Annotated in this window: 19 protein-coding genes and 1 tRNA gene; 17 read left to right on the forward strand and 3 right to left on the reverse strand. The window is 37.2% G+C overall.

Going from position 1 to position 20,263, the window contains the following annotated elements:
* Positions 1-14: 14 nt before the first annotated feature.
* Complete coding sequence (locus K5Q13_RS01675; RefSeq protein WP_220739215.1) at positions 15-548, forward strand: YutD family protein; 534 nt, start codon at positions 15-17, stop codon at positions 546-548.
* A gap of 70 nt (positions 549-618) precedes the next feature.
* On the opposite strand, the gene K5Q13_RS01680 is transcribed toward K5Q13_RS01675, so the two are convergent.
* The 3 genes from K5Q13_RS01680 to K5Q13_RS01690 form a co-directional block, all read right to left on the reverse strand.
* Positions 619-690: transfer RNA gene (locus K5Q13_RS01680), tRNA-Glu, on the reverse strand.
* A gap of 101 nt (positions 691-791) precedes the next feature.
* Positions 792-1,832 (reverse strand): branched-chain amino acid aminotransferase, encoded by a 1,041-nt coding sequence (locus K5Q13_RS01685; RefSeq protein ID WP_220739217.1) that lies wholly within the window; start codon positions 1,830-1,832, stop codon positions 792-794.
* A 57-nt stretch (positions 1,833-1,889) separates the two neighbouring features.
* Entirely contained in the window at positions 1,890-2,978 is a 1,089-nt protein-coding gene (locus K5Q13_RS01690) for a PTS sugar transporter subunit IIC (protein ID WP_373306365.1), read from the reverse strand.
* 434 nt (positions 2,979-3,412) lie between these two features.
* Between K5Q13_RS01690 and K5Q13_RS01695 the strand changes: the two genes are divergently transcribed.
* The 16 genes from K5Q13_RS01695 (at position 3,413) to pyrC (ending at position 20,241) form a co-directional block, all read left to right on the forward strand.
* Positions 3,413-4,354: an NAD(P)-dependent oxidoreductase gene (locus K5Q13_RS01695; RefSeq protein WP_220739221.1), complete on the forward strand. Its 942-nt coding sequence runs from the start codon at positions 3,413-3,415 to the stop codon at positions 4,352-4,354.
* An 88-nt stretch (positions 4,355-4,442) separates the two neighbouring features.
* A complete protein-coding gene (locus tag K5Q13_RS01700) occupies positions 4,443-5,159 on the forward strand; it encodes a glycerophosphodiester phosphodiesterase family protein (RefSeq protein ID WP_220739223.1) in 717 nt (238 codons plus the stop codon).
* A gap of 31 nt (positions 5,160-5,190) precedes the next feature.
* On the forward strand, positions 5,191-6,516 hold the full coding sequence (locus K5Q13_RS01705) for a bifunctional folylpolyglutamate synthase/dihydrofolate synthase (protein WP_220739225.1): 1,326 nt from the start codon (positions 5,191-5,193) through the stop codon (positions 6,514-6,516).
* An 89-nt stretch (positions 6,517-6,605) separates the two neighbouring features.
* A complete protein-coding gene (locus K5Q13_RS01710; RefSeq protein WP_220739227.1) occupies positions 6,606-7,724 on the forward strand; it encodes a tRNA dihydrouridine synthase in 1,119 nt (372 codons plus the stop codon).
* 161 nt (positions 7,725-7,885) lie between these two features.
* Positions 7,886-9,361 (forward strand): UDP-N-acetylmuramyl-tripeptide synthetase, encoded by a 1,476-nt coding sequence (murE, locus tag K5Q13_RS01715; RefSeq protein WP_220739229.1) that lies wholly within the window; start codon positions 7,886-7,888, stop codon positions 9,359-9,361.
* A gap of 33 nt (positions 9,362-9,394) precedes the next feature.
* On the forward strand, positions 9,395-9,742 hold the full coding sequence (locus tag K5Q13_RS01720) for a toxin-antitoxin system HicB family antitoxin (protein WP_220739231.1): 348 nt from the start codon (positions 9,395-9,397) through the stop codon (positions 9,740-9,742).
* 33 nt (positions 9,743-9,775) lie between these two features.
* Entirely contained in the window at positions 9,776-10,591 is an 816-nt protein-coding gene (locus K5Q13_RS01725; RefSeq protein WP_220739233.1) for an SPFH domain-containing protein, read from the forward strand.
* 117 nt (positions 10,592-10,708) lie between these two features.
* Positions 10,709-11,902 carry a bifunctional phosphopantothenoylcysteine decarboxylase/phosphopantothenate--cysteine ligase CoaBC gene (coaBC, locus tag K5Q13_RS01730; RefSeq protein ID WP_220739235.1) on the forward strand — a complete coding sequence of 398 codons (1,194 nt, stop codon included), beginning with the start codon at positions 10,709-10,711 and terminating at the stop codon, positions 11,900-11,902.
* 99 nt (positions 11,903-12,001) lie between these two features.
* Positions 12,002-12,271, forward strand: a complete 270-nt coding sequence (locus K5Q13_RS01735) for a hypothetical protein (RefSeq protein WP_220739529.1) — start codon at positions 12,002-12,004, stop codon at positions 12,269-12,271.
* A 225-nt stretch (positions 12,272-12,496) separates the two neighbouring features.
* Positions 12,497-14,188: an arginine--tRNA ligase gene (argS, locus tag K5Q13_RS01740; RefSeq protein WP_220739237.1), complete on the forward strand. Its 1,692-nt coding sequence runs from the start codon at positions 12,497-12,499 to the stop codon at positions 14,186-14,188.
* Positions 14,189-14,256: 68 nt separating this feature from the next.
* Positions 14,257-14,727, forward strand: a complete 471-nt coding sequence (locus K5Q13_RS01745; RefSeq protein ID WP_220739239.1) for an arginine repressor — start codon at positions 14,257-14,259, stop codon at positions 14,725-14,727.
* Positions 14,728-14,730: 3 nt separating this feature from the next.
* The gene (locus K5Q13_RS01750) at positions 14,731-16,794 is read left to right on the forward strand and encodes a PBP1A family penicillin-binding protein (RefSeq protein ID WP_220739241.1); all 2,064 of its coding nucleotides are present in this window, start codon (positions 14,731-14,733) and stop codon (positions 16,792-16,794) included.
* A 50-nt stretch (positions 16,795-16,844) separates the two neighbouring features.
* A complete protein-coding gene (locus K5Q13_RS01755) occupies positions 16,845-17,198 on the forward strand; it encodes a YlbF family regulator (protein ID WP_220739243.1) in 354 nt (117 codons plus the stop codon).
* A 52-nt stretch (positions 17,199-17,250) separates the two neighbouring features.
* Complete coding sequence (lepB, locus tag K5Q13_RS01760; RefSeq protein WP_220739245.1) at positions 17,251-17,883, forward strand: signal peptidase I; 633 nt, start codon at positions 17,251-17,253, stop codon at positions 17,881-17,883.
* Positions 17,884-18,062: 179 nt separating this feature from the next.
* Entirely contained in the window at positions 18,063-18,974 is a 912-nt protein-coding gene (locus K5Q13_RS01765; RefSeq protein WP_220739247.1) for an aspartate carbamoyltransferase catalytic subunit, read from the forward strand.
* A complete protein-coding gene (pyrC, locus tag K5Q13_RS01770) occupies positions 18,961-20,241 on the forward strand; it encodes a dihydroorotase (RefSeq protein ID WP_220739249.1) in 1,281 nt (426 codons plus the stop codon). Before K5Q13_RS01765 ends, pyrC begins: the two co-directional genes overlap by 14 nt.
* The last annotated feature ends 22 nt before the right edge of the window (positions 20,242-20,263 follow it).

A 20,263-nucleotide genomic window follows, 5' to 3' on the forward strand; every position in this document is an offset into this window, starting at 1 on the left:
AGAGAGGTGAATGAATGGATCGTGAAACATTAAAAGCACAAACATTGTTACAACAAGAAGAACGTAAAACGGCGTATCAAATTACGCGGCATGGCGATGAAATAGAAATTGATAAACTGACGCTTGAATTGGTTGAAAACTTTAAAAATGCATTTGATACGGAGAAATTAGCTGTACGATATACACCACTGTTGGCGCAATATGATTATATTGTGGGTGATATTTCAGCAGAACAGCTAAGAATGAAGGGCTTTTACCGTAATGAAAAAAATGTTGCTGGGCAAAATAAGATAGAAGCACTACAGGACTATTTGTATGAATATGTTAACTTTGGTGCACCTTACTTTGTTCTAGAAAATGTTAATCCGCGAAAGTTGGAGCGAGAAGAACGCCCAAAAAATAATAACAAGCGTCCACGTAAAAATGTTCGTAAACATTCTGAAAAGGACAAAAACAACAGTAAATCAAAAACAACGGTACAACCTAAAAAAGAGCAAGTAAATACTAAAAAGCCAAGTAAGCGGCCATTTGTTATTAAACAAAAATAGCAATCAAACTTTATAGTTGATTGCTATTTTTGTGAACATAAAAAGCCGCAACCGAAGTTGCGACTTGATATAGCTCGTGAGAGAATCGAACTCTCGATTCCGCCGTGAAAGGGCAGCGTCTTAGCCACTTGACCAACGAGCCATGGTCAGTGATGTCTGATAAGTACCAGACAACTATATTAGTATAACAAAAACTAGTATAGGCGTCAACGCTTAAATCGTTTTAGAAAGAAGAATTATGAATTAATCAAGTGGTACGTCGACTGCCCAACCTTCAGGTCCTTTTTCGTCCCCGTATTGAATAGCAGTTAAACGATCATATAATTTTTGTGTCCATGGGCCAACTTCAGTTTCTGAATAAAAGACATGTTTATTACCATTGTGTGTGATTGAACCAACTGGAGAAATCACAGCTGCTGTCCCCATAGCGCCAGCTTCAGAGAATTGATCAAGATCATTTATTGAAATAGTTGTTTCTTCGGCTTTAAGTCCCAATTCTTCAGCAACTTGAAGAAGAGAATATTTGGTAACTGAAGGCAAAATAGATGGTGATTTTGGTGTAAGGAAACGACCATCTTTTGTAATACCAAAGAAATTGGCTGAGCCTAGCTCTTCAATGTTTTCATGCAAACGTGGATCTAAATACACAACATCAGAATATCCTGCCGCATGTGCTTCATCACCAGCAAGCATAGATGCACCATAATTACCACCGGCTTTAGCTGCGCCAGTACCGCCATGAGCTGCACGATCATATTGATTTGTTACATAAGCAGTTGGTGTTAAGCCACCCTTATAATATGCACCGACAGGCGTTGCATAAACCTCAAAAACATAGTTATCAGCTGGATGTACACCAACAACTGGTCCGCCACCAAACTCAAATGGTCGAAGATAAAGTGTAGCACCTGTGCCATATGGTGGGATGAAATCTTTGTTTGCCTTTGTTACTTCTCTCAAGCCACGAAGAAATAGTTCTTCAGGTACTGGAGCCAACATCAGACGATTAGCTGATGTTTGTAGGCGTTTGGCATTACGATCTGGTCTGAAAAAGTTAGCGCCACCATCCTTACGACCATAAACCTTCAAGCCTTCAAAAATATTTTGACCATAGTGTAGGCCGGTTGCAGCTTCGTTTACGGGGATATTTGAGTCAGTTTCTAGTCCACCTTCGTTCCACTGACCGTCTTTATAGTAAGCACGGAAACGATATGGCAAATCATGGTATTCAAATCCAAGTTCGGACCAGTTAAAATCTGAGGGTTTTACTTTTTCTTGTGTCATAAATATTCTTCTTTCTTATCAAAATATAATAATTATACTATAACGCTTAAATTATAATTAAACAACGTCTAAATGTAAATCGTTTACCTTTGTTTTGCCAGCTTTTTTAAGGAAATAGTACATGACCATACTGCTTACAACTGGAATAACAACACCGAATACAGCTACTAGTACCAAGCCACGTGGATCTGTTGCGGCGAGGGTTAGTGGTGCAATAAAGCCATTCAAACCTAATCCAGCTATCGCAAATGGTACCTTCAAATGGAATACACCAACAGCAACCATTGCTGACAATCCAGCAATAACTGCTGGGCCAACCATTAGTAACGGACTTTTAAGTAAATTAGGAAATTGTACTTTTGGTGTAACGATTGTTTGGGCAAAGTTAGCACCAAGATTATTTTGTGTCCATCCCATTGCTGTATAAACAACAAATCCAGCAGTAGTACCAACTAATGCAGCACCACCAGATAGTGGGTCTAACATAACAGCAATTGCCAATGCAGCAGACGAAGCGGGTGTCATTAGGAATAGGAACCATACGACTGAAACAACAAATGCACCAAGAAATGGGTTAACGCTCATTGTTGATGCCAATGATTCTGAAACCCAATTTAGAAACGGTGTTGTAACTGCAGCTGTGCCTAGTCCAAAAAATGTACCAGCTAATGTTGCACCGAAGGGCACCAATATCATATCTAGTGGTGTTTTGCCGGTTAACCAATTACCAACAAATACGGCAAGCAATGCTGCTAAAACTGCAGATACAGGTTGACCAGATGTCAAAACCAGAGAGCCTGCAGCTTGATCAGCAACCCAACCTGTTGCAGTGTGGGTTGCTGGTGAAACAGCCGATGTGAAATAAACAGCGTTTGAGCCAACTGTTGCGGAAATAAGTGCGGCTCCTGTTGTTAAAATATTTGATCGCATCATAATCGCAATACCGACACCAAGAGCGGGGGCGAGCATTTTTTGTCCCATTAATCCTGCTTGTACAAGCGGTGTATAATGAAGTATATTACCTAGTGATGCTAGTAGCAGTCCCATACCTAGCACTGCAAGAATAGCATTTGAGATGCCTGTTGAGACATCGAAAACGACCTCACGTGTAGTGCGTGGTTGTTCCTTTTTGTCCATTAATGTCATGTTGCTTTCAGACTCTGATGGTGTAGTTGTGCTCATGATGATTTCCTCCGTGTTCGCCTTGCAATACATATTACAAAGTCAGTAGTATGTTACGATACTGTGAATTTAAAAACTCAAAAGAAAAAGAGACGCTAGAATTCTAGCGTCTCCTGAAAATGTTAAATGCCAACATTTTGGACGCCAGTCGAAGTAACTTTCCGACTGGTGTGCAAAAACAGACCAGCGGAAAGTCAAATAATAATGACTACGTTGATCTTGACATTTTTTGTGAAGTTGTATGAACTTAACATGTGCATTGACATAATTTCCTTTGAGTTAATAAATAGTATTATGGCATCTACATGAAAAAATGTCAATACTTTCATTAAAAATTCATCTTGTGTCAATTGTATAATGATTTGCTATAATGATAGAAAATAGATTGGAGCTAATATATGTTACTTTTAGCTGTTAAAGCAATTAACGCCTCGAATCGTGAATTTTTATCCCAAAATGGTATTACTGTTGTAACGCCAGATACAATTACTGATGAACAAATTCCCAAAATTGTAATTAGTTATGCTTGGGATAATGATATTGGTGAAAAAATTTTGAGTGATCCAAATTCGAAATTGAAATGGATTCAAGCGCAATCTGCTGGTGTTGATTACTTACCTTTAGCGCAATTAAAGGAGCGCCATATTATTGTCACAAATGCCAGCGGTTTGAAAGCGACACCTATTGCACAAACGGTTTTAAGTTATATTTTATATTTCTCACGTGGCCTTAATGTTTATGCCACGCGACACCATTGGGAACCTTTTACAAATCAATATTTAATTAATGAATTACCTGTTTTAGTTTTTGGTACAGGAAAAATTGGACAACAGATTGCTGCACATATCAAAGCATTTGGGGGTACAGTGTATGGTGTCAATACGACGGGACATGATGTTCCAGGATTTGATGCAGTGTATTCAATGTCAAATTATCAAGAGGCTTTGGTAAAATCACGTGTCGTTGTTGATGGATTGCCAGGTACAAAGCATACTGAAAACTTTTTTGATAACCAATTTTTTGAGCAAGTTAATCAGCTATACTTATTTATTAATATTGGTCGTGGCACGACTTTAAATCAAAATGACTTACTTTCAGCTATTGATGATTCGCGAGTAAAATACGCAGCACTTGATGTGACAACACCTGAACCTTTACCAAAAAATCATCCGTTATTTGAGCGGCCACAGGTATTAATTACACAACATACGAGTTGGGGTGAACATGTTAATGCCGGACGTACTGGTGGCCTTTTTCATTTGTTTGAACTAAACGTACCGTCTTTCGTTTCACAAGGCATAATTGAACACAATGTTGTTAATCTTGAAAAAGGTTATTAGCTGTGAAATTAGAAACATAAATCAAAATAAATATAAGTTAAGTAGTGGTAAAATTAGTTTTTGTAAATCAATGAGGGGATATTATTTTATGAAAAAGATAGCACACCGTGGTATTTCAGCGCAAGCACCAGAAAATACGCGTGCGGCATTTGAAAAAATGATAGAGGTGGGGGCAAAGTGGCTTGAAACTGATATTGATATGACATCTGATGGTGAATTAGTTTTAATTCATGATGACAAAGTTGATCGTACATCGGATAGCCAGGGATTCATTAATGATATGACATTGGCTGAACTACAAGAAATTGATTTTGGTCAATGGTTTAGTAACGCATACGGAGATGAAAAAATAGTAACACTTAGTTGGTTGATTGATTTTATCAACAAGCATCATCTCAATGTTAATTTTGAATTGAAAACTGAATTAAAGGGCAAAAGACAAACTGACTATTTAACACGTGTTCATCAGGCTTTAAGTCATGTTACTACAGAAAGCAAAATGATTGTTTCCAGTTTTGATGTGGATTTATTGGCAAAATTTCATCAATTAATGCCTCAAATTGAAATAGGATTACTTTTTGAAGACAAGTTACCTGACAATTGCGTTGCTCTTGCTAATTTGGTTGGTGCAACATACATTCATCCTGATGTAACATACTTGACACAGGAACAAACTAAATATCTTATCAAAAATAATTTTGGTGTCAATGTGTGGACGGTTAATGAACGAACCACTTTTGATCGTCTAAAAAGATGGGGTGTTACGGCTATTTTTAGCGATTTTCCAACGGAAAGTCCTAATTGAATGATGGTGTTTTACTTGTTTGGAGAAGAAAATGGCAAAGTTAGTAGAGAAACGTGAAGCACATATATCAGCACGTTATAAAAGCATCCTGAAAAGTTTAGATAATACATGGCATCCTCTTGACGATTCGCGTGTAAAAATTGTGCGCGAAGTACTAGAATGGTTGGAACACCCTGATGAGAAGTTAAAGATAATACATATTGCTGGAACAAATGGTAAAACGTCCACAGGTGCGATGTTGGGATCGATTTTAAAAGCAAATGGTTATTCTTATGGTCATTTTTCGAGTCCATTTATCATATCGTCACGTGAACAAATTTGTATCGATGACGTCATGATTACGAAAAGTGAATTTATTGTTTATTATGAAAAATTAGTCACATGTTTTAAATTACATGGTGTTACAGCCAATCATCTATCTTATTTTGAATATTTTACTGTCATCTCGTTACTTTATTTTGCTGACCATCAAGTTGACTTTGTTTTATTTGAGGCTGGTTTAGGTGGTCTTCGTGATGCAACAAATGCGATTGCATCACCATTATTAACAGTGTTTACAAAAGTTAGTATTGATCATCAAGGTTTAATAGGACGTAATTTAACGGAAATAGCTGAAAATAAGGCAGCCATTATCAAACAAGGAACATGGGTGATAGATTATCCAGGACAAGAATTAGCGGTTCGTCAAGTATTAAAAGCGCGTACAGCAGCCGTAAATGCTAAATGGTGTGAATATCAGCCAGATCAAATAATTATTGCCAAAACAACGCTTTTGGGTTTGGATCTGATTATTAATGGCACACCTGGGTATTTTTTAAGTATGCCGGGGGCATTTCAGGTTCATAATTTTAGTATTGTGTTAAAAGTAAAAACAGCACTAGAAGAGATGGGATATAAATTTGAACAGGACAAAACACGTGAAGGTTTAACCAATGTACATCTATTAGGTCGCATGGATTATCATAAGGATTCAAATATTTTGTTTGATGCCGCTCATAATGTTGACGGTGTTACTGCTTTGGTGTCGGCAATTAATGCTTGGCACTTAAAAATTAAACCAACTTTGATTTTGGGTGTGTTAAAAGATAAAGATTATCATGGTATGTTGGACACAATTGTTCCCATTGTACAACGTATTATTACAATTACACCAAGTAATAAAACGCGTGCTTTGTCGGCAGAAGAATTGGCTGCAGAATTACTTGCAGATTATCCAAATATTGATGTTGAAATTGCAAGCGATGCTTCTGCAGCTATCTCACTTGCAATGCGTGTGCGTGAATCTTCTCAAGCTTTGATTGTTGTTACAGGTTCTTTTTATACATTGAGCGCAATACAAGCGGACTATAGAATCTAATTTTTTTATTTTTAGTTGTCTTAATAGTATGCGAAAATAATAAAAATATGTTATGGTTTATTTACTTACAAAAAACAAGGAGAATGTATATGACTTTAGAGTCTCCTCAAAATACTTTCTGGGATAATGTTGTTCAAACAGCGCAAGCCGGGCATAATAGCCTTGATAAACAGCCATTTTTTAGTATGGCACCAATGGAAGCAGTGACAGACACAGTTTTCCGACGTGTCATAGCGCAAGCTGGGGCACCAGATGTCTACTATACTGAGTTTACTAATGCTAGTTCAATGGTTCATCCACAAGCTAAATTTTCTGTTCAAGGTCGTTTGGCTGTCGCTGAAGATGAAACACAACCAGTAGCACAAATATGGGGTTCAAGGCCAGCTGAAATAGCAGGATCTGCTAAAATTCTAGCAACAATGGGTTATCATGCCGTTGATATCAACATGGGTTGTCCAGATAACACAGTGATTAAAAATAGTTCTGGTTCAGATTTAATTCGTCATCCAGAATTAGCAAGAGAAATCATAACTGCAGCTAAAACTTCCGGTCTGCCAGTATCTGTTAAAACACGTTTAGGTTTTTACAAGGCTGAAGAGTTTCGCGAATGGTTACCAATTATCCTACGTGAGCAGGTGGCTGTGTTAACAATTCATTTACGGTCACGAAAAGAGATGTCAAAAGCGCCGGCGCATGTCGAGTATATAGATGAAATATTGTCTATGCGTGACGAATTAGCACCTAAAACTTTAATCCAAATAAATGGTGACATTAAAACTCGCGAAGCGGGAATACGTCTTGTAAAAGAGCATCCTGGTGTAGATGGTATCATGATTGGGCGTGGTGTATTTGAGAATCCGTACGCTTTTGAAAAAATACCGCAACAACATACATTGGAAGAGTCAATTGCACTATTGAGATTGCAATTGGACTTATTTGATGACGTCAATAAAAATGTTGTGCCTAAGCATTTTGAAGCTTTGAAACGATACTTTAAAATCTATCTACGAGGTTTTGCGCATGCATCGGCATTACGACAAATGTTAATGGAAACGCATGCCACTAACGAAGTACGTGACATATTAAACCGTGAATTAGCAAAAGTCTACGCAACAGTTGCCTCAGATGAGCATATATATCGAGATAATAGTGCAGCGAGTGAAGATATGGCTGCTGCTAATGCATTGAAATTAGTGCGCAATGTCTAATGGACTAAAGTGGTATTTTCGTATATCAATGGGATAAGCGTCTGATCTTTCAAGTTGAGCAAAAAAACAACATTTTATTTAAAATGTTGTTTTTTTTGCTAGTTTGGTAGACACTGTAAATTTATTCCCACAGCGTTGCAACTTTTTTGTATAATAATACTATGAAACTCACCAGTAAAACAATTGAACAGTTATTAACAGAGCATGATTTATTAATATCAAAACCAGATATTGATCTGACTTTTGATTTTTTGCACTATGACACACGTCAAGTTAAAAAAAATACTTTATTTGTTGTTAAAGGGGCATTTCGAATAGAATACTTGCAATCAGCAACTGGCATAACAGGTCTGATTACAGCTGATTTATTAGCTGTAGACATACCGCAATGGCAAGTAACCGATGTTCAAAAGGCTTTATCTATCCTGTCAATGGCTTTCTTTGATGACCCACAAAACCTTTTGTGGATTGGTGCGTTCACAGGAACAAAAGGGAAAACCACTGCAGCATATATGGCTTACAATATTTTAAAAGATGCTACTCAAAATCATACCGCGTTATTTTCTACAGTTGATCGGATTACTGGTCCTAAACCAGCAGATAAGAAAAAATCAGATTTGACAACGCCAGAATCATATGAATTGTTTAAAGACATGCGTAGAGCGGTAGATAATGGGATGACACATTTAATTATGGAAGTCAGTTCTCAAGCTTATTTAAAACAACGGGTTTATGGCTTACGATATAATGTTGGCGCTTTTTTGAATATTTCTCCAGATCACATTGGTCCTAATGAACATCCCACGTTTCAAGATTACCTAGCGCATAAAATGATGCTCTTTGACCATTCAGACCAAGTGATTATTAATGCTCAAACTGATCATCTGGCCGATATCATTGCACATGCTCGTCAAACGCATGATAAGATATATACCTACAGTACAACTGGTAATGGCGGTCATTACACTTATGTTTCAAAAGAAAGTGCGATTCATGAAAGTCGGTTAGTTGTTGCACCCAGTGATTTGGAAGAACTGACTGGCAATTATCGCTTAAATTTGCCTGGTGACTTTAATGAATCAAATGCCATGGCTGCTTTGATTATGTCGTCATTTGCTGGTGCAAAACACAAAAGTATGGTTCATGGTTTAGATGTTGTGTTTATACCTGGTCGAATGCTAAGTTTACCAATTGCAGGACATGGTGTTGCGTTTGTCGACTATGCACATAACTATGCGTCAATGCACGCACTGCTTAGTTTTGCTCAAACACAGTATCCTGAAGGCAGAGTATTGGTTGTTATTGGCTCTCCTGGTAATAAAGGTGTATCACGGCGGGCGGATTTTGGTAAAGTAGTGTCTGAGCTTGCTGATGTTGTTTATTTAACAGCTGATGATCCACAATATGAATCACCGCTGGCGATTGCCAAGGAAATTGCTCAAAATATTACTAACGAAAACCTTGAAGTGCATTTTGAAATGGACCGTATTCAAGCAATAAATGCGGCTATCAAAGAAGCAGGTGAAAGTGATATTGTCATAGTTGCTGGTAAAGGTGAAGACCCTTATCAAAAAATTAATGGTATTGATGAACCGTATATTGGTGATTATGCTGTTGTAAAAAATTATCAAGATTAAGAAACCTAGAACGGAGTATGATATCATTAAGATATGAAAAAAAAGATAGTATCAAATAGTAAATCGGGGAAAATTCCTTTGCGAATTAAACCAGAATTACATGAAATGCTTGTTGAACGGGCAGATAAAGAGGGGCGCTCTCTCAATAGTTACTTGACAAAAATATTAGAGGCAGGTATACAGCCAAAAACTTTTGAGGATCGTCAATTTGTTGGACAAGTGATATTGGGCGAAAATTTTGACCTGTCTAGTCGATTAGTGTCAGTGTCAGGTATATATTATCGATATTTAATTGATAATGCTGACATTGCAAAAGCGGATGCACAATACGTTGTGATTGAAGCAAATGGAAATATTTTAACATTGCGAGAACTAAAATAAATAGTTGTTTTAGTTCAAATAAGGGAGAATGATATGCTTTTTTTTAGAATTGTACCGCAAAATAATGCAGGATTAGTTGAAACGTTGGGTAAGTACAGTCGTCGTAAAGAGGCTGGTTTGCACTTTTACATACCGTTCTTTCAAACAATTCGAAATGTTAGTTTGGCCATGAGACCATTACGTTTGCCAGATTATTCAGTCATTACCGCAGATAATGCTGATATTAAAGCAAGTGTTACATTGAATTACCATGTTACAGATGCTATAAAGTATATGTATGAAAATACTGATTCAGTTGAATCGATGGCACAATTGGTGCGTGGGCATTTACGTGATATTATTGGGCGTATGGAACTCAATGAGGCCTTAGGTTCAACGACAAAAATAAACGTTCAATTGGCTGAAGCAATAGGTGATTTGACAAATACCTATGGAATTAATGTTGACCGTATTAATATTGATGAGCTAAGACCTTCAGCGTCCATTCAAGAAGCAATGGATAAACAATTAACAGCTGATCGTGAACGTGTTGCCACAATTGCTAGAGCTGAGGGGCAGGCACGATCCATTGAGTTAACAACAAAAGCAACTAATGACGCCTTAATGGCTACAGCAAAAGCTGAAGCTGATGCAACTAAGACAAGAGCTGATGCAGAACGTTACCGTATTGATACTGTTCAAGCTGGTTTGGCTGGAGCCGATGATAAGTACTTTCAAAATCAGTCAATTAATGCCTTCTCTACCTTAGCTGGTTCTGCAGCTAACTTAGTGGTTGTTGATGGAAAAGATGTATCTCAATTAGGTCAACTACCAGTTGTTGGAAAGTTACTTGAAAAAGGATCAAAATAATCAAAATATTGAGCTAATCTATAAAAAACAAATGTGGCTCATGTTGTAGTTGTTTTGTTAAGATAACATTTGCTTATCGTGATAGTAGCATAATAAATCTGTAATTGTGGTGGAATGATGTTTAAAGGAAAAAATGTTTTAGTAATGGTTACAGGAAGCATAGCAGCCTATAAGGCTACGACACTTGTACGCCTTTTAATTAAATCTGGTGCGCAGGTTCGAGTTGGTATGACTACATCGGCACAAGAATTTATTACTAGCAAAACCTTGTCAATTTTATCTGGACAAGATGTGTTAACAGATTTATTTATTGGACACACATCACAAGTGATACATATTGAGTGGGCGAGATGGGCAGATGTTATTTTTGTTGTACCAGCTACTGCTAATATTATTGGTAAAATAGCAAATGGCATAGCAGATGACGCGGTCAGTGCAACAATTATTGCATCATCTGCAGACAAAGTCATTGCTCCGGCGATGAACGATGTGATGTTTCATAATCCAGCTGTTGAAAGAAATTTAGAGATACTTAAACAAGACGGTTGGTTAGTTGTTGAACCAGTTGTTGGTTATCTAGCTGAAGGCTATGAAGCATCTGGTAGGTTACCTGAACCAATCGATATTTTACAACAGGCTGATATTCGTTTAAGGGCAAAAAAAGGTCAGTTAATTGGTAAGAAGGTGGTCATCACAGCTGGTGGCACAAAAGAAGCTTTAGATCCAGTTCGTTATTTGACAAATCGTTCTAGTGGAAAAATGGGCTATGCATTGGCACGAGCTGCTGTTGAAAAAGGTGCAGAAGTTAAATTGGTTACAACAATAGATCGAGAAAATATTTTTGGTGTTGAAAAAATTATTGTCAGCTCAACGCAAGAAATGTTTGATGTGGCAACGCATGAGTTTACGGATGCTGATATTTTTATTGGGGCAGCAGCAGTCTCTGATTTTAAACCGGCTAAATTAGCTGAACATAAAATTAAAAAACAAGCGGATGGCGGATTACAGTTGACACTTGTGCAGAATCCAGATATCTTGAAAACAATTGGTTTTTCGAAGAAGGATCATCAAATTGTAGTAGGATTTGCGGCAGAAACAAAAGAAGTGATAGCATACGGTACAGATAAACTTGTTAAAAAGCATGCAGACATGCTAATTACAAATGATGTTAGTAACTCTGATACAGGTTTTTCATCCGATGACAATGCGGTCACAATTTTAGTGCCAGACCAATTACCTGAAGCATTACCAAAAACAACTAAAATAGAAATTGCGCGCGCAATTATAACCCGGATTATAACATTGAAATAAAGCACTATTTGTGATAGAGTAAGATGTTAGATATTGTTTACAGGAGGAAATGTGTTAAGGTTATCGCGATGGCGAAAGACACCTTTGCATACTAAAAAAATGGCAGACGAAGAAGAAAGCAAGGCTTCAAAATACAGCGTTGGCGACATTTTACTTGCACCAGCATATGGTAATTTGGAAAAGCCATTTACTGGACAAGTAGAAAAAGTATATGAAAATGCATTATTAGTTGAAATTACTGAAAATGATCCTGCAGATCAACCAGCAGTTAATGAAATGAATCATCGAGCAGTTGTTCGAATGGATGAAGTTGAAGTGATTAAGCATGCACCGAAGCCTGAAAAGGCTGATGAAGACGTTGAAGAGTAAATAGTTTCACAAAAATTCATGTTAAGCGAATCTGAGAAGGTGAGAGTCAGATGATGAATGAAACAGCGCGTACTCGGAGTTTACAATATTATATAGAGTGGCGAAAGCTATTAGAGTGGTACCGCGGGTGATAGCTCGTCTCTTGTTATTTTGTGACAAGGGGCGATTTTTTTATTCAATTAATCAAAGTAAGGTATAATGATAGTCAGAAAAGGTATAGGAAATATGGTAAATAATGAATTAATCGTTTTAACACTGGCACATGTGTTGCCTGATTTAACGCCAGAACAAATTTCAGAGAAACTTGAGTCACCAAAATCATCAGATTTAGGTGACGTAGCTTTCCCAACATTTTCATTAGCAAAGTTATTACATCAAGCACCACAAAAAATAGCAACAGATATTGTTTCAAAAATTGATCAAACCAAATTTGAAAAAATAGTTGCCACAGGTCCATATGTAAACTTTTTCTTAGATAAAAATGAAACAACGCGGACAGTTTTAAGTACAATTCTTAAAGAAGAATCTGATTTTGGTAGAAATACAGATGGTGATGGTCATAATGTTACAATCGATATGTCTTCACCAAATATTGCAAAGCCGATGTCTATGGGCCATTTACGATCGACGGTTATTGGGAATGCTTTGGCTAACATTACTCAAAAAAATGGCTATGTTCCTGTTAAAATTAACCATTTAGGTGATTGGGGAACACAGTTTGGTAAGTTGATTTACGCGTATAAAACGTGGGGATCAGAGGATGAAGTTAAAGCAGACCCAATTGCAACGCTTTTACGCTACTATGTTGAGTTTCATGAAAAGGCTAGTATTGATGAGACGCTAAACGATGAAGGGCGCGCTTGGTTTAAGAAACTAGAAGATGGTGATTTAGAAGCACATGAATTGTGGCAATGGTTCCGTGAAGAATCTTTAAATGAATTCACAACAATTTATGAACGTTTGAATATTGAATTTGATTCATTTAATGGCGAAGCCTTTTATAATGATAAAATGGATAAAGTTATTGATATCTTGAAAGAAAAAGAATTATTGGTAACTTCACAAGGGGCTCAAATTGTTGATTTATCTGATGTTAATCCTAATCTAACACCAGCTATGATTAAACGTTCAGATGGCGCAACATTATATATGACGCGAGATTTAGCAGCGGCTATTTATCGTAAAGAGACGTATGATTTTTCAAAATCTTTGTATGTAGTTGGTGGTGAACAGCGCGAGCACTTTGTGCAAATGAAAAGTGTTTTGTCACTGATGGGATTTGACTGGGCAACAGATGTTGAGCATATCTCATTTGGTTTAATTACATTTAATGGTAAGAAAATGTCAACACGTAAGGGCGATGTTGTCTTGCTAAAAGATGTTTTGGACGATGCGCATGATTTGGCGTTAAAACAAATTCAAGAAAAAAATCCAGCACTTGGTAATAAAGATGTTGTTGCGGAACAAGTTGGCGCTGGTGCGGTTGTGTTCCATGATCTCATGAATGATCGCACAAATAATTTTGATTTTAATTTGGAAGAAGTGGTACGTTTTGAAGGTGATACAGGACCTTATGTACAATACACTAACGCGCGTGCCAAATCAATTTTGCGTAAATCAAATCACGACGTAATAGGAAATTATTTAGTCCTAGATGATAATGACACATGGGATATTATTACGACGCTGAATGCCTTTCCAAGTACTGTTCAACGCGCATGGCAACAACGTGAAGCTAGCATTATCGCTAAATACTCACTTAATTTAGCTCGCGCCTTTAACAAATATTATGCAAATTCAAAGATTTTGACAGATGATGCACATTTAAATGCACGTTTGGGTCTTGTCAAATCAGTGACAATTGTTTTAACTGAAAGTTTACGTTTGTTAGGTGTTCAATCACCAGAAGAAATGTAATGTTGAAGTATGCAACACGATTACTGTATAAAATTTGAATATGGCAATTCTTCAATTAGGAGAAATATATGATTTCAAAACAACAACGTCAAGAATTGATTCTTGATATTATTCAAAATACACCAATTGCTAGTCAAGAAGATTTGCTTGAAGAACTTTTAAAACATCAGATTGAGACGACACAAACAACTGTTTCTCGTGATATTAGAGCACTTGGAATTGTGCGGATTAAAGACATGAATGGTGATTTACGTTATCAACAACTAAAAGAGCCAGTTCAGTCACCAGAATTAGTTACCACAAAAAATGCAATTGATGCTGCGATTATAGAATACGCAGTTACCGTACAACGTGTGCAATTTATGACGATTATTAAAACAACTGATTCTAGTGGCAATGCTGTTGCAGGAATTATTGATGATGCTAATTTACCAGAAGTTATTGCAACATTAGCTGGGTTTGATACAATTTACGTGGCGAGTCCAGATGAAGCGAGTGCAGAAGCGTTAACAAAACGTTGGTCAGCATTGATAGGGTAGTCTATGAATTGGTTGAAAAGTATCTTTAAAAATATTCGTGAAAAATTAGGCCCTATCGCAAAACGATGGCAAATTGGTCGCTTAGTGATTGTTATTTTTTTGACCGTATTTTTATTTATGAGTGTTTATTTAGTTGGTTTAGCTAAAACGGCTCACGTCAAGAGCTTACAAGCAACACTAGCTCAAACACCTACAGTTTATGATGATTCTGGTGCAAAAGCTGGAGAATTGTATTCACAAAAAGGGACGTACGTGAAGTATAGCAAAATATCTCAGAACATGAGAGATGCTGTAATTTCTAGTGAGGATCGTAATTTTTATCATGAATATGGTTTTTCAGTAAAAGGCATTATGCGTTCAGCAGTTCTGAATCTCCGAAATAAGTTGTTAGGTTCATCTGCAATTGCTGGAGGGGGTTCAACCTTAACACAGCAGCTTGTTAAGAATGCTTATTTAACACAAGAGCAAACAATAACACGTAAAGCTAAAGAAATTTTTTTATCCATGCAAGTTGAGCAAGATTACACCAAAAATCAAATTCTCACAATGTATTTGAATAATGCCTGGTTTGGTCATGGCGTTTGGGGTGTTGAAGATGCAGCGCAAAAATATTTTGGTGTTCATGCTAGTGAATTAACAACATCACAGGCTGCAACGTTAACTGCAATGCTACCCAATCCAACATTATATAATCCAATTGATCATCCCAAAACCTCGAAAATCCGTCGAAACGTCGTATTGGGTACGATGGTTGAAACTAAACGTCTATCAGAATCCCAACTAAAGGTAGCGCAAGCTGCACCGATGATTTTAAATGATACTTATGATAGTTCCAATAAGTATCAGTATCCTTGGTTTTTTGATGCCGTTATCAGTGAAGCGATTAAAACATATGGTTTATCAGAGTCTGATGTTATGAACCGAGGATATAAGATATACACCACGTTAAATCAACAGGATCAAACTAATTTACAACAAGACTTTAATGATAGTGCGATGTTTAACTATAACACGGATGCACAAGCAGCCAGCGTGGTACTAAATGCTAAAACAGGTGGGGTACGGGCATTAGTTGGCGGTCGTGAACAGAGTCACACTTTCCGTGGCTTTAATTTTGCAACACAATCAAAATTGTCACCAGGATCTGCAATTAAACCAATTGCCGTTTATGCGCCGGCCTTGGAACGCGGTTATAGTATTGATACGAGTTTACCGAATACGACACGTACGTTTGGTACCAACGACTGGGAGGTTCACAATGCTTTGAACGTGGAAACTGACAATGTACCTATGTACGCTGCTTTAGAACACTCATATAATGTGCCAGCCGTTTACTTATTAAACAAAATTGGTGTCAATGCTGGATATGCTAGTGCTGAAAAGTTTGGTTTACCCTTGTCAAGCAAAGATAAAAATTTGGCTTTAGCTTTAGGTGGTCTAACTTCAGGTGTTTCACCTATACAAATGGCGCAAGCATACACAGCCTTTGCTAACGATGGTGTGATGAGTGATTCACATTTTATCACGAAAATTGTGGATGCAACGGGAAAAGTCATTGTTAGTCGTCCTAAAGCCAAGCAAAAACGTGTTATTAGCTCTCGTGTCGCAGATAACATGACGCGTATGATGTTAGGCACTTATACAAATGGTACGGGACTAGGTGCAGCACCCGTTGGCTTTACCATTGCTGGTAAAACTGGTACAACGGAAAATCCTAATGATACAGCTAATACGCAATCATCAAAAGATTCCTGGGCATTAGCCTATACAAAAGATGTTGTGCAAGCCACGTGGATGGGACTAGATTCAAAAAGTGAAAACAATAGTTTACCACTTGGTCTAACAGCGACAATGGGACCATTGGTGAAAACATCATTAGAGCAAATTTTGCCTAATACGCCAGGCACTGATTTCACTGTAACTAATCCTAACGAAAGTGTTAAAACGTCGAACAAGCCTTTTGACTGGTCAAATATAGGTTCTGATTTCTCAAACGGTGTTAATAGTGTCGTAAAGGGCGCTAATAAAACTTGGCAGACAGTTAAAGGATTGTTTGGTGGTAATTAGTATTTACAGATTAAAAAGTAGTATAGAAAAAGAAAACAGAGGAAAAAAACATGACAGTTAATATTTACGATAATGCCAACGAGATGAGCAATGTGCTTAAGGAAACACAACAATATACAGCTTGGCAAGCAGCTTTTGATAATATTCAAAATGATGAGACAGCTAAAAACCTGTTTGGTCAATTTCAAGAAATCCAAATTGCAGTACAACAAATGATGCAATCTCAACAGCAGCCAAAGCCTGAACAGGAAAAAGAATGGGATGCAATCGCTGCTGAAGTTCAGAAAAATGAATTAATTACAGTCCTTTTGACAGCCGAACAAGCGTTGAACACATTGTTGACAGAGTTAAACGATATTATTACTAAACCGGTTGCCGATTCTTACGCAAAATTGCGAAATTAAGTGTTGAAACAACTGTTTTGATGAATTATATCACGTAAAAGAAAGAAATCTTATGCAGAATAAATTTATTCAGTTTCTAAAAGAATGGGTATTGCCAGTCGTAGTGGCTTTTATTGCAGTGACCTTGGTTCGTACCTTCCTATTTTCATTTGTATTAGTGAATGGCTCGTCAATGGCACCCAATTTACAAAATAAGGAACTTGTTGTTCTCAGTAAAATTTCAAAGTATCAGCATGGTGATGTTATTGTTTTTAATGCAAAACATGAGGATCCTCGAATTAGAGCCGGTGAAAAAGATTACGTTAAGCGTATTATTGGTATGCCAGGTGATACAGTATCGTATAAAAATTCTAATTTGTATGTTAATGATAAAATCATCAATCAAGACTATATTGGTATCAATGAGCGGACACAAGGAACAGAAATGTCTTTTGGAAATGATTGGTCATTGAAAAGTTTATCATCGACTAATCAATGGCAAAAAAAGGATCGTAACCAAACCAAAGTACCAGCCGGTGAATATTTTGTCATGGGGGATCATCGCTCAGTATCTAATGATGGTCGATACTTCGGATTTGTTGATAAAAAACATGTTACTGGTAAAGTGATTGTCCCATTTTGGAGCTCTAATCAAGAAGCCAAACAAAATATTAATGGACAAAATAAGAAGTTCTATGCAAAGTAAACGTTGCATAGTTAAAAAAAAAATGATAGTATATGAGAAACGATAAAAACCTTTAATTAAGTCCAGAGAGACTTGCAAGGCCTTTAGATACTCTGAGTTAAAGTCTATACTTTAACCATAATTTTCTAGAACCGCGTAAGTCATCTGACTTCGCGGTTTTTTGTATATAAAGGAGTATTATGCGACATTTTTTGAATATAAATGCACTCAACAAAATTGATGTGCTAGAATTAATTCAGCGGGCGTTAGAGCTTAAGGCAGGTGCTAAACCTAACTACAAGAGTTTGACGGTCAGTAATTTATTTTTTGAAAATTCTACCCGCACGCATAGTAGTTTCCAAATGGCAGAAAACAAATTGGGATTGCAACAAATTAAAATAGATCCACAAAGCAGCTCAATGTCAAAAGGTGAGAGTTTGATTGATACGCTAAAAACCTTGAAGGCAATTGGAGTTGATATTGCAGTGATAAGGCATAGTGTAACGAGTTGGTATGATGATGTTTTGAACTTAGAGGGGCATGCGATACCTCAACTTGTAAATGCTGGAGATGGTAGTGGCCAACACCCTTCACAAAGTTTGTTAGACTTAGTCACTATTTATGAACAATTTGGACATTTTAGTGGCTTGAACATTAGAATTGTCGGTGATCTCAAACACTCTCGAGTAGCAAGATCAAATGCAGAGGTATTAAAAAACTTAGGGGCAAAGATGACGTTTTCAGGGCCAGAAAGTTGGCGTCCAAAAGATTTTGAACAGTTTGGTGAATTTGTCGGAATTGATCAGGACTGGTCTCAACTTGATGTTGTCATGTTTCTGCGCGTACAGCACGAACGCATCACTCAAACTGAAAATCAAACATTTTTAGCTAGGCAATATCATGAACAATATGGGCTTAATATAGCCCGTTATGAACAATTAAAAGAGCATGCCATTATCATGCATCCTGCACCAGTCAATCGAGATGTAGAAATCGCTGATGAACTTGTGGAATCAGATAAATCAAGGATTTTTGAGCAAATAACTAATGGTGTTTTTGCCCGAATGGCAATACTAGAATACGTAATGGAGGCAGATAATGCAACTGATTAAAAACGCCAAGATTCTGGAACATGGCAATCTGGTCAAACGTGATGTGTTAATTGAAGCAAAAAAAATTATTCAAGTAGCTGAAAATGTTACTCAAGAAGATGCCGATATTTTTGATGCTAAAGGTGCATTTTTATCCAGTGGCCTTGTTGATGTACATGTCCACTTTAGAGAACCAGGTTTTAATTATAAAGAGACAATTGAAACGGGTTCAAAAGCGGCCGCGCACGGTGGCTTTACTACAGTTTTGGCAATGCCAAATCTTAATCCGGTTCCTGACACTGCGGCGCGTGTCGCATCACAAATTAAATTAAACAATAAAAGTAGTAATATACATATTGCACAATATGGCGCAATTTCAGCAAACTTAACACATCAAAATATTTCAGATATTGTAGGCATGTCAGAAGCTGGAGCAGTTGCATTTAGTAACGATGGCAAAGGTGTGCAAACAGCAGATACTATGCTTCAAGCAATGATTGCGGCAGCTAAAGTTGACAAACCATTGGCTGCTCACTTAGAAGATGATAGTTTATTACATCACGGTGTTATGAATGCTGGCAAGCAATCTGAAAAATTAAATTTACCAGGAATTACTGGTTTGGCGGAAAGCTCGCAGCTCGCTCGTGATTTGGTATTAGCCAAGGCAACAGGCGTACATTATCATGTAGCTCATATTTCTACAAAGACATCAGTTGAATTAGTTAGGATTGCAAAACAGCAAGGCATAAATGTTACAGCTGAGGTCTCGCCACACCATATATTACTTGCAGATACGGACATTACCAATGACAATGCTTTGTATAAAATGAATCCACCATTGCGATCACAAGCGGATCGGCAAGCGGTTGTTGCAGGTCTATTGGATGGTACGATTGACATGATTGCAACGGATCACGCACCACACGGATTAGATGAAAAAAGCAAATCATTTGTAGAAGCGCCATTTGGAATTACGGGCATTGAAACTAGTTTTCAATTGCTTTACACACATTTAGTTAAATCAGGTATCATGACACTAGAAACGCTCTTGGATCGTATGATTACTGCACCAATAACAGCTTTCCATCTTAATGCACCTAAAGTGATTAAATCAGGGAATACAGCGGATTTGGCACTGTTTGATTTAGATCACACCGTCACCATTGCTACTGAGGATTTCGAATCAAAAGGAAAAAACACGCCGTTTATTGGGTGGCAAATTTATGGTCAAACGATCGCAACTTGGGTTGATGGCGTAATAGTATATACCAATAACTTTGAACTATAATACATGAATGAGGATAATGAGA

Source organism: Leuconostoc miyukkimchii, assembly GCF_019656055.1.
GTDB classification, from domain to species: Bacteria; Bacillota; Bacilli; order Lactobacillales; family Lactobacillaceae; genus Leuconostoc; species Leuconostoc miyukkimchii.

Excerpts from the sequence above, each read along its gene's own strand:
- K5Q13_RS01705 (WP_220739225.1), top strand. The coding sequence starts at position 5,191 with ATGGCAAAGTTAGTAGAGAAACGTGAAGCACATATATCAGCACGTTAT.
- lepB (WP_220739245.1), top strand. The coding sequence starts at position 17,251 with ATGCAGAATAAATTTATTCAGTTTCTAAAAGAATGGGTATTGCCAGTC.
- argS (WP_220739237.1), top strand. The coding sequence starts at position 12,497 with ATGGTAAATAATGAATTAATCGTTTTAACACTGGCACATGTGTTGCCT.
- K5Q13_RS01710 (WP_220739227.1), top strand. The coding sequence starts at position 6,606 with ATGACTTTAGAGTCTCCTCAAAATACTTTCTGGGATAATGTTGTTCAA.
- K5Q13_RS01685 (WP_220739217.1), bottom strand. The coding sequence starts at position 1,832 with ATGACACAAGAAAAAGTAAAACCCTCAGATTTTAACTGGTCCGAACTT.
- K5Q13_RS01755 (WP_220739243.1), top strand. The coding sequence starts at position 16,845 with ATGACAGTTAATATTTACGATAATGCCAACGAGATGAGCAATGTGCTT.
- K5Q13_RS01750 (WP_220739241.1), top strand. The coding sequence starts at position 14,731 with ATGAATTGGTTGAAAAGTATCTTTAAAAATATTCGTGAAAAATTAGGC.
- K5Q13_RS01675 (WP_220739215.1), top strand. The coding sequence starts at position 15 with ATGGATCGTGAAACATTAAAAGCACAAACATTGTTACAACAAGAAGAA.
- K5Q13_RS01690 (WP_373306365.1), bottom strand. The coding sequence starts at position 2,978 with ATGACATTAATGGACAAAAAGGAACAACCACGCACTACACGTGAGGTC.
- K5Q13_RS01735 (WP_220739529.1), top strand. The coding sequence starts at position 12,002 with ATGGCAGACGAAGAAGAAAGCAAGGCTTCAAAATACAGCGTTGGCGAC.
- K5Q13_RS01695 (WP_220739221.1), top strand. The coding sequence starts at position 3,413 with ATGTTACTTTTAGCTGTTAAAGCAATTAACGCCTCGAATCGTGAATTT.
- coaBC (WP_220739235.1), top strand. The coding sequence starts at position 10,709 with ATGTTTAAAGGAAAAAATGTTTTAGTAATGGTTACAGGAAGCATAGCA.
- K5Q13_RS01720 (WP_220739231.1), top strand. The coding sequence starts at position 9,395 with ATGAAAAAAAAGATAGTATCAAATAGTAAATCGGGGAAAATTCCTTTG.
- K5Q13_RS01765 (WP_220739247.1), top strand. The coding sequence starts at position 18,063 with ATGCGACATTTTTTGAATATAAATGCACTCAACAAAATTGATGTGCTA.
- K5Q13_RS01725 (WP_220739233.1), top strand. The coding sequence starts at position 9,776 with ATGCTTTTTTTTAGAATTGTACCGCAAAATAATGCAGGATTAGTTGAA.
- K5Q13_RS01745 (WP_220739239.1), top strand. The coding sequence starts at position 14,257 with ATGATTTCAAAACAACAACGTCAAGAATTGATTCTTGATATTATTCAA.
- pyrC (WP_220739249.1), top strand. The coding sequence starts at position 18,961 with ATGCAACTGATTAAAAACGCCAAGATTCTGGAACATGGCAATCTGGTC.
- murE (WP_220739229.1), top strand. The coding sequence starts at position 7,886 with ATGAAACTCACCAGTAAAACAATTGAACAGTTATTAACAGAGCATGAT.
- K5Q13_RS01700 (WP_220739223.1), top strand. The coding sequence starts at position 4,443 with ATGAAAAAGATAGCACACCGTGGTATTTCAGCGCAAGCACCAGAAAAT.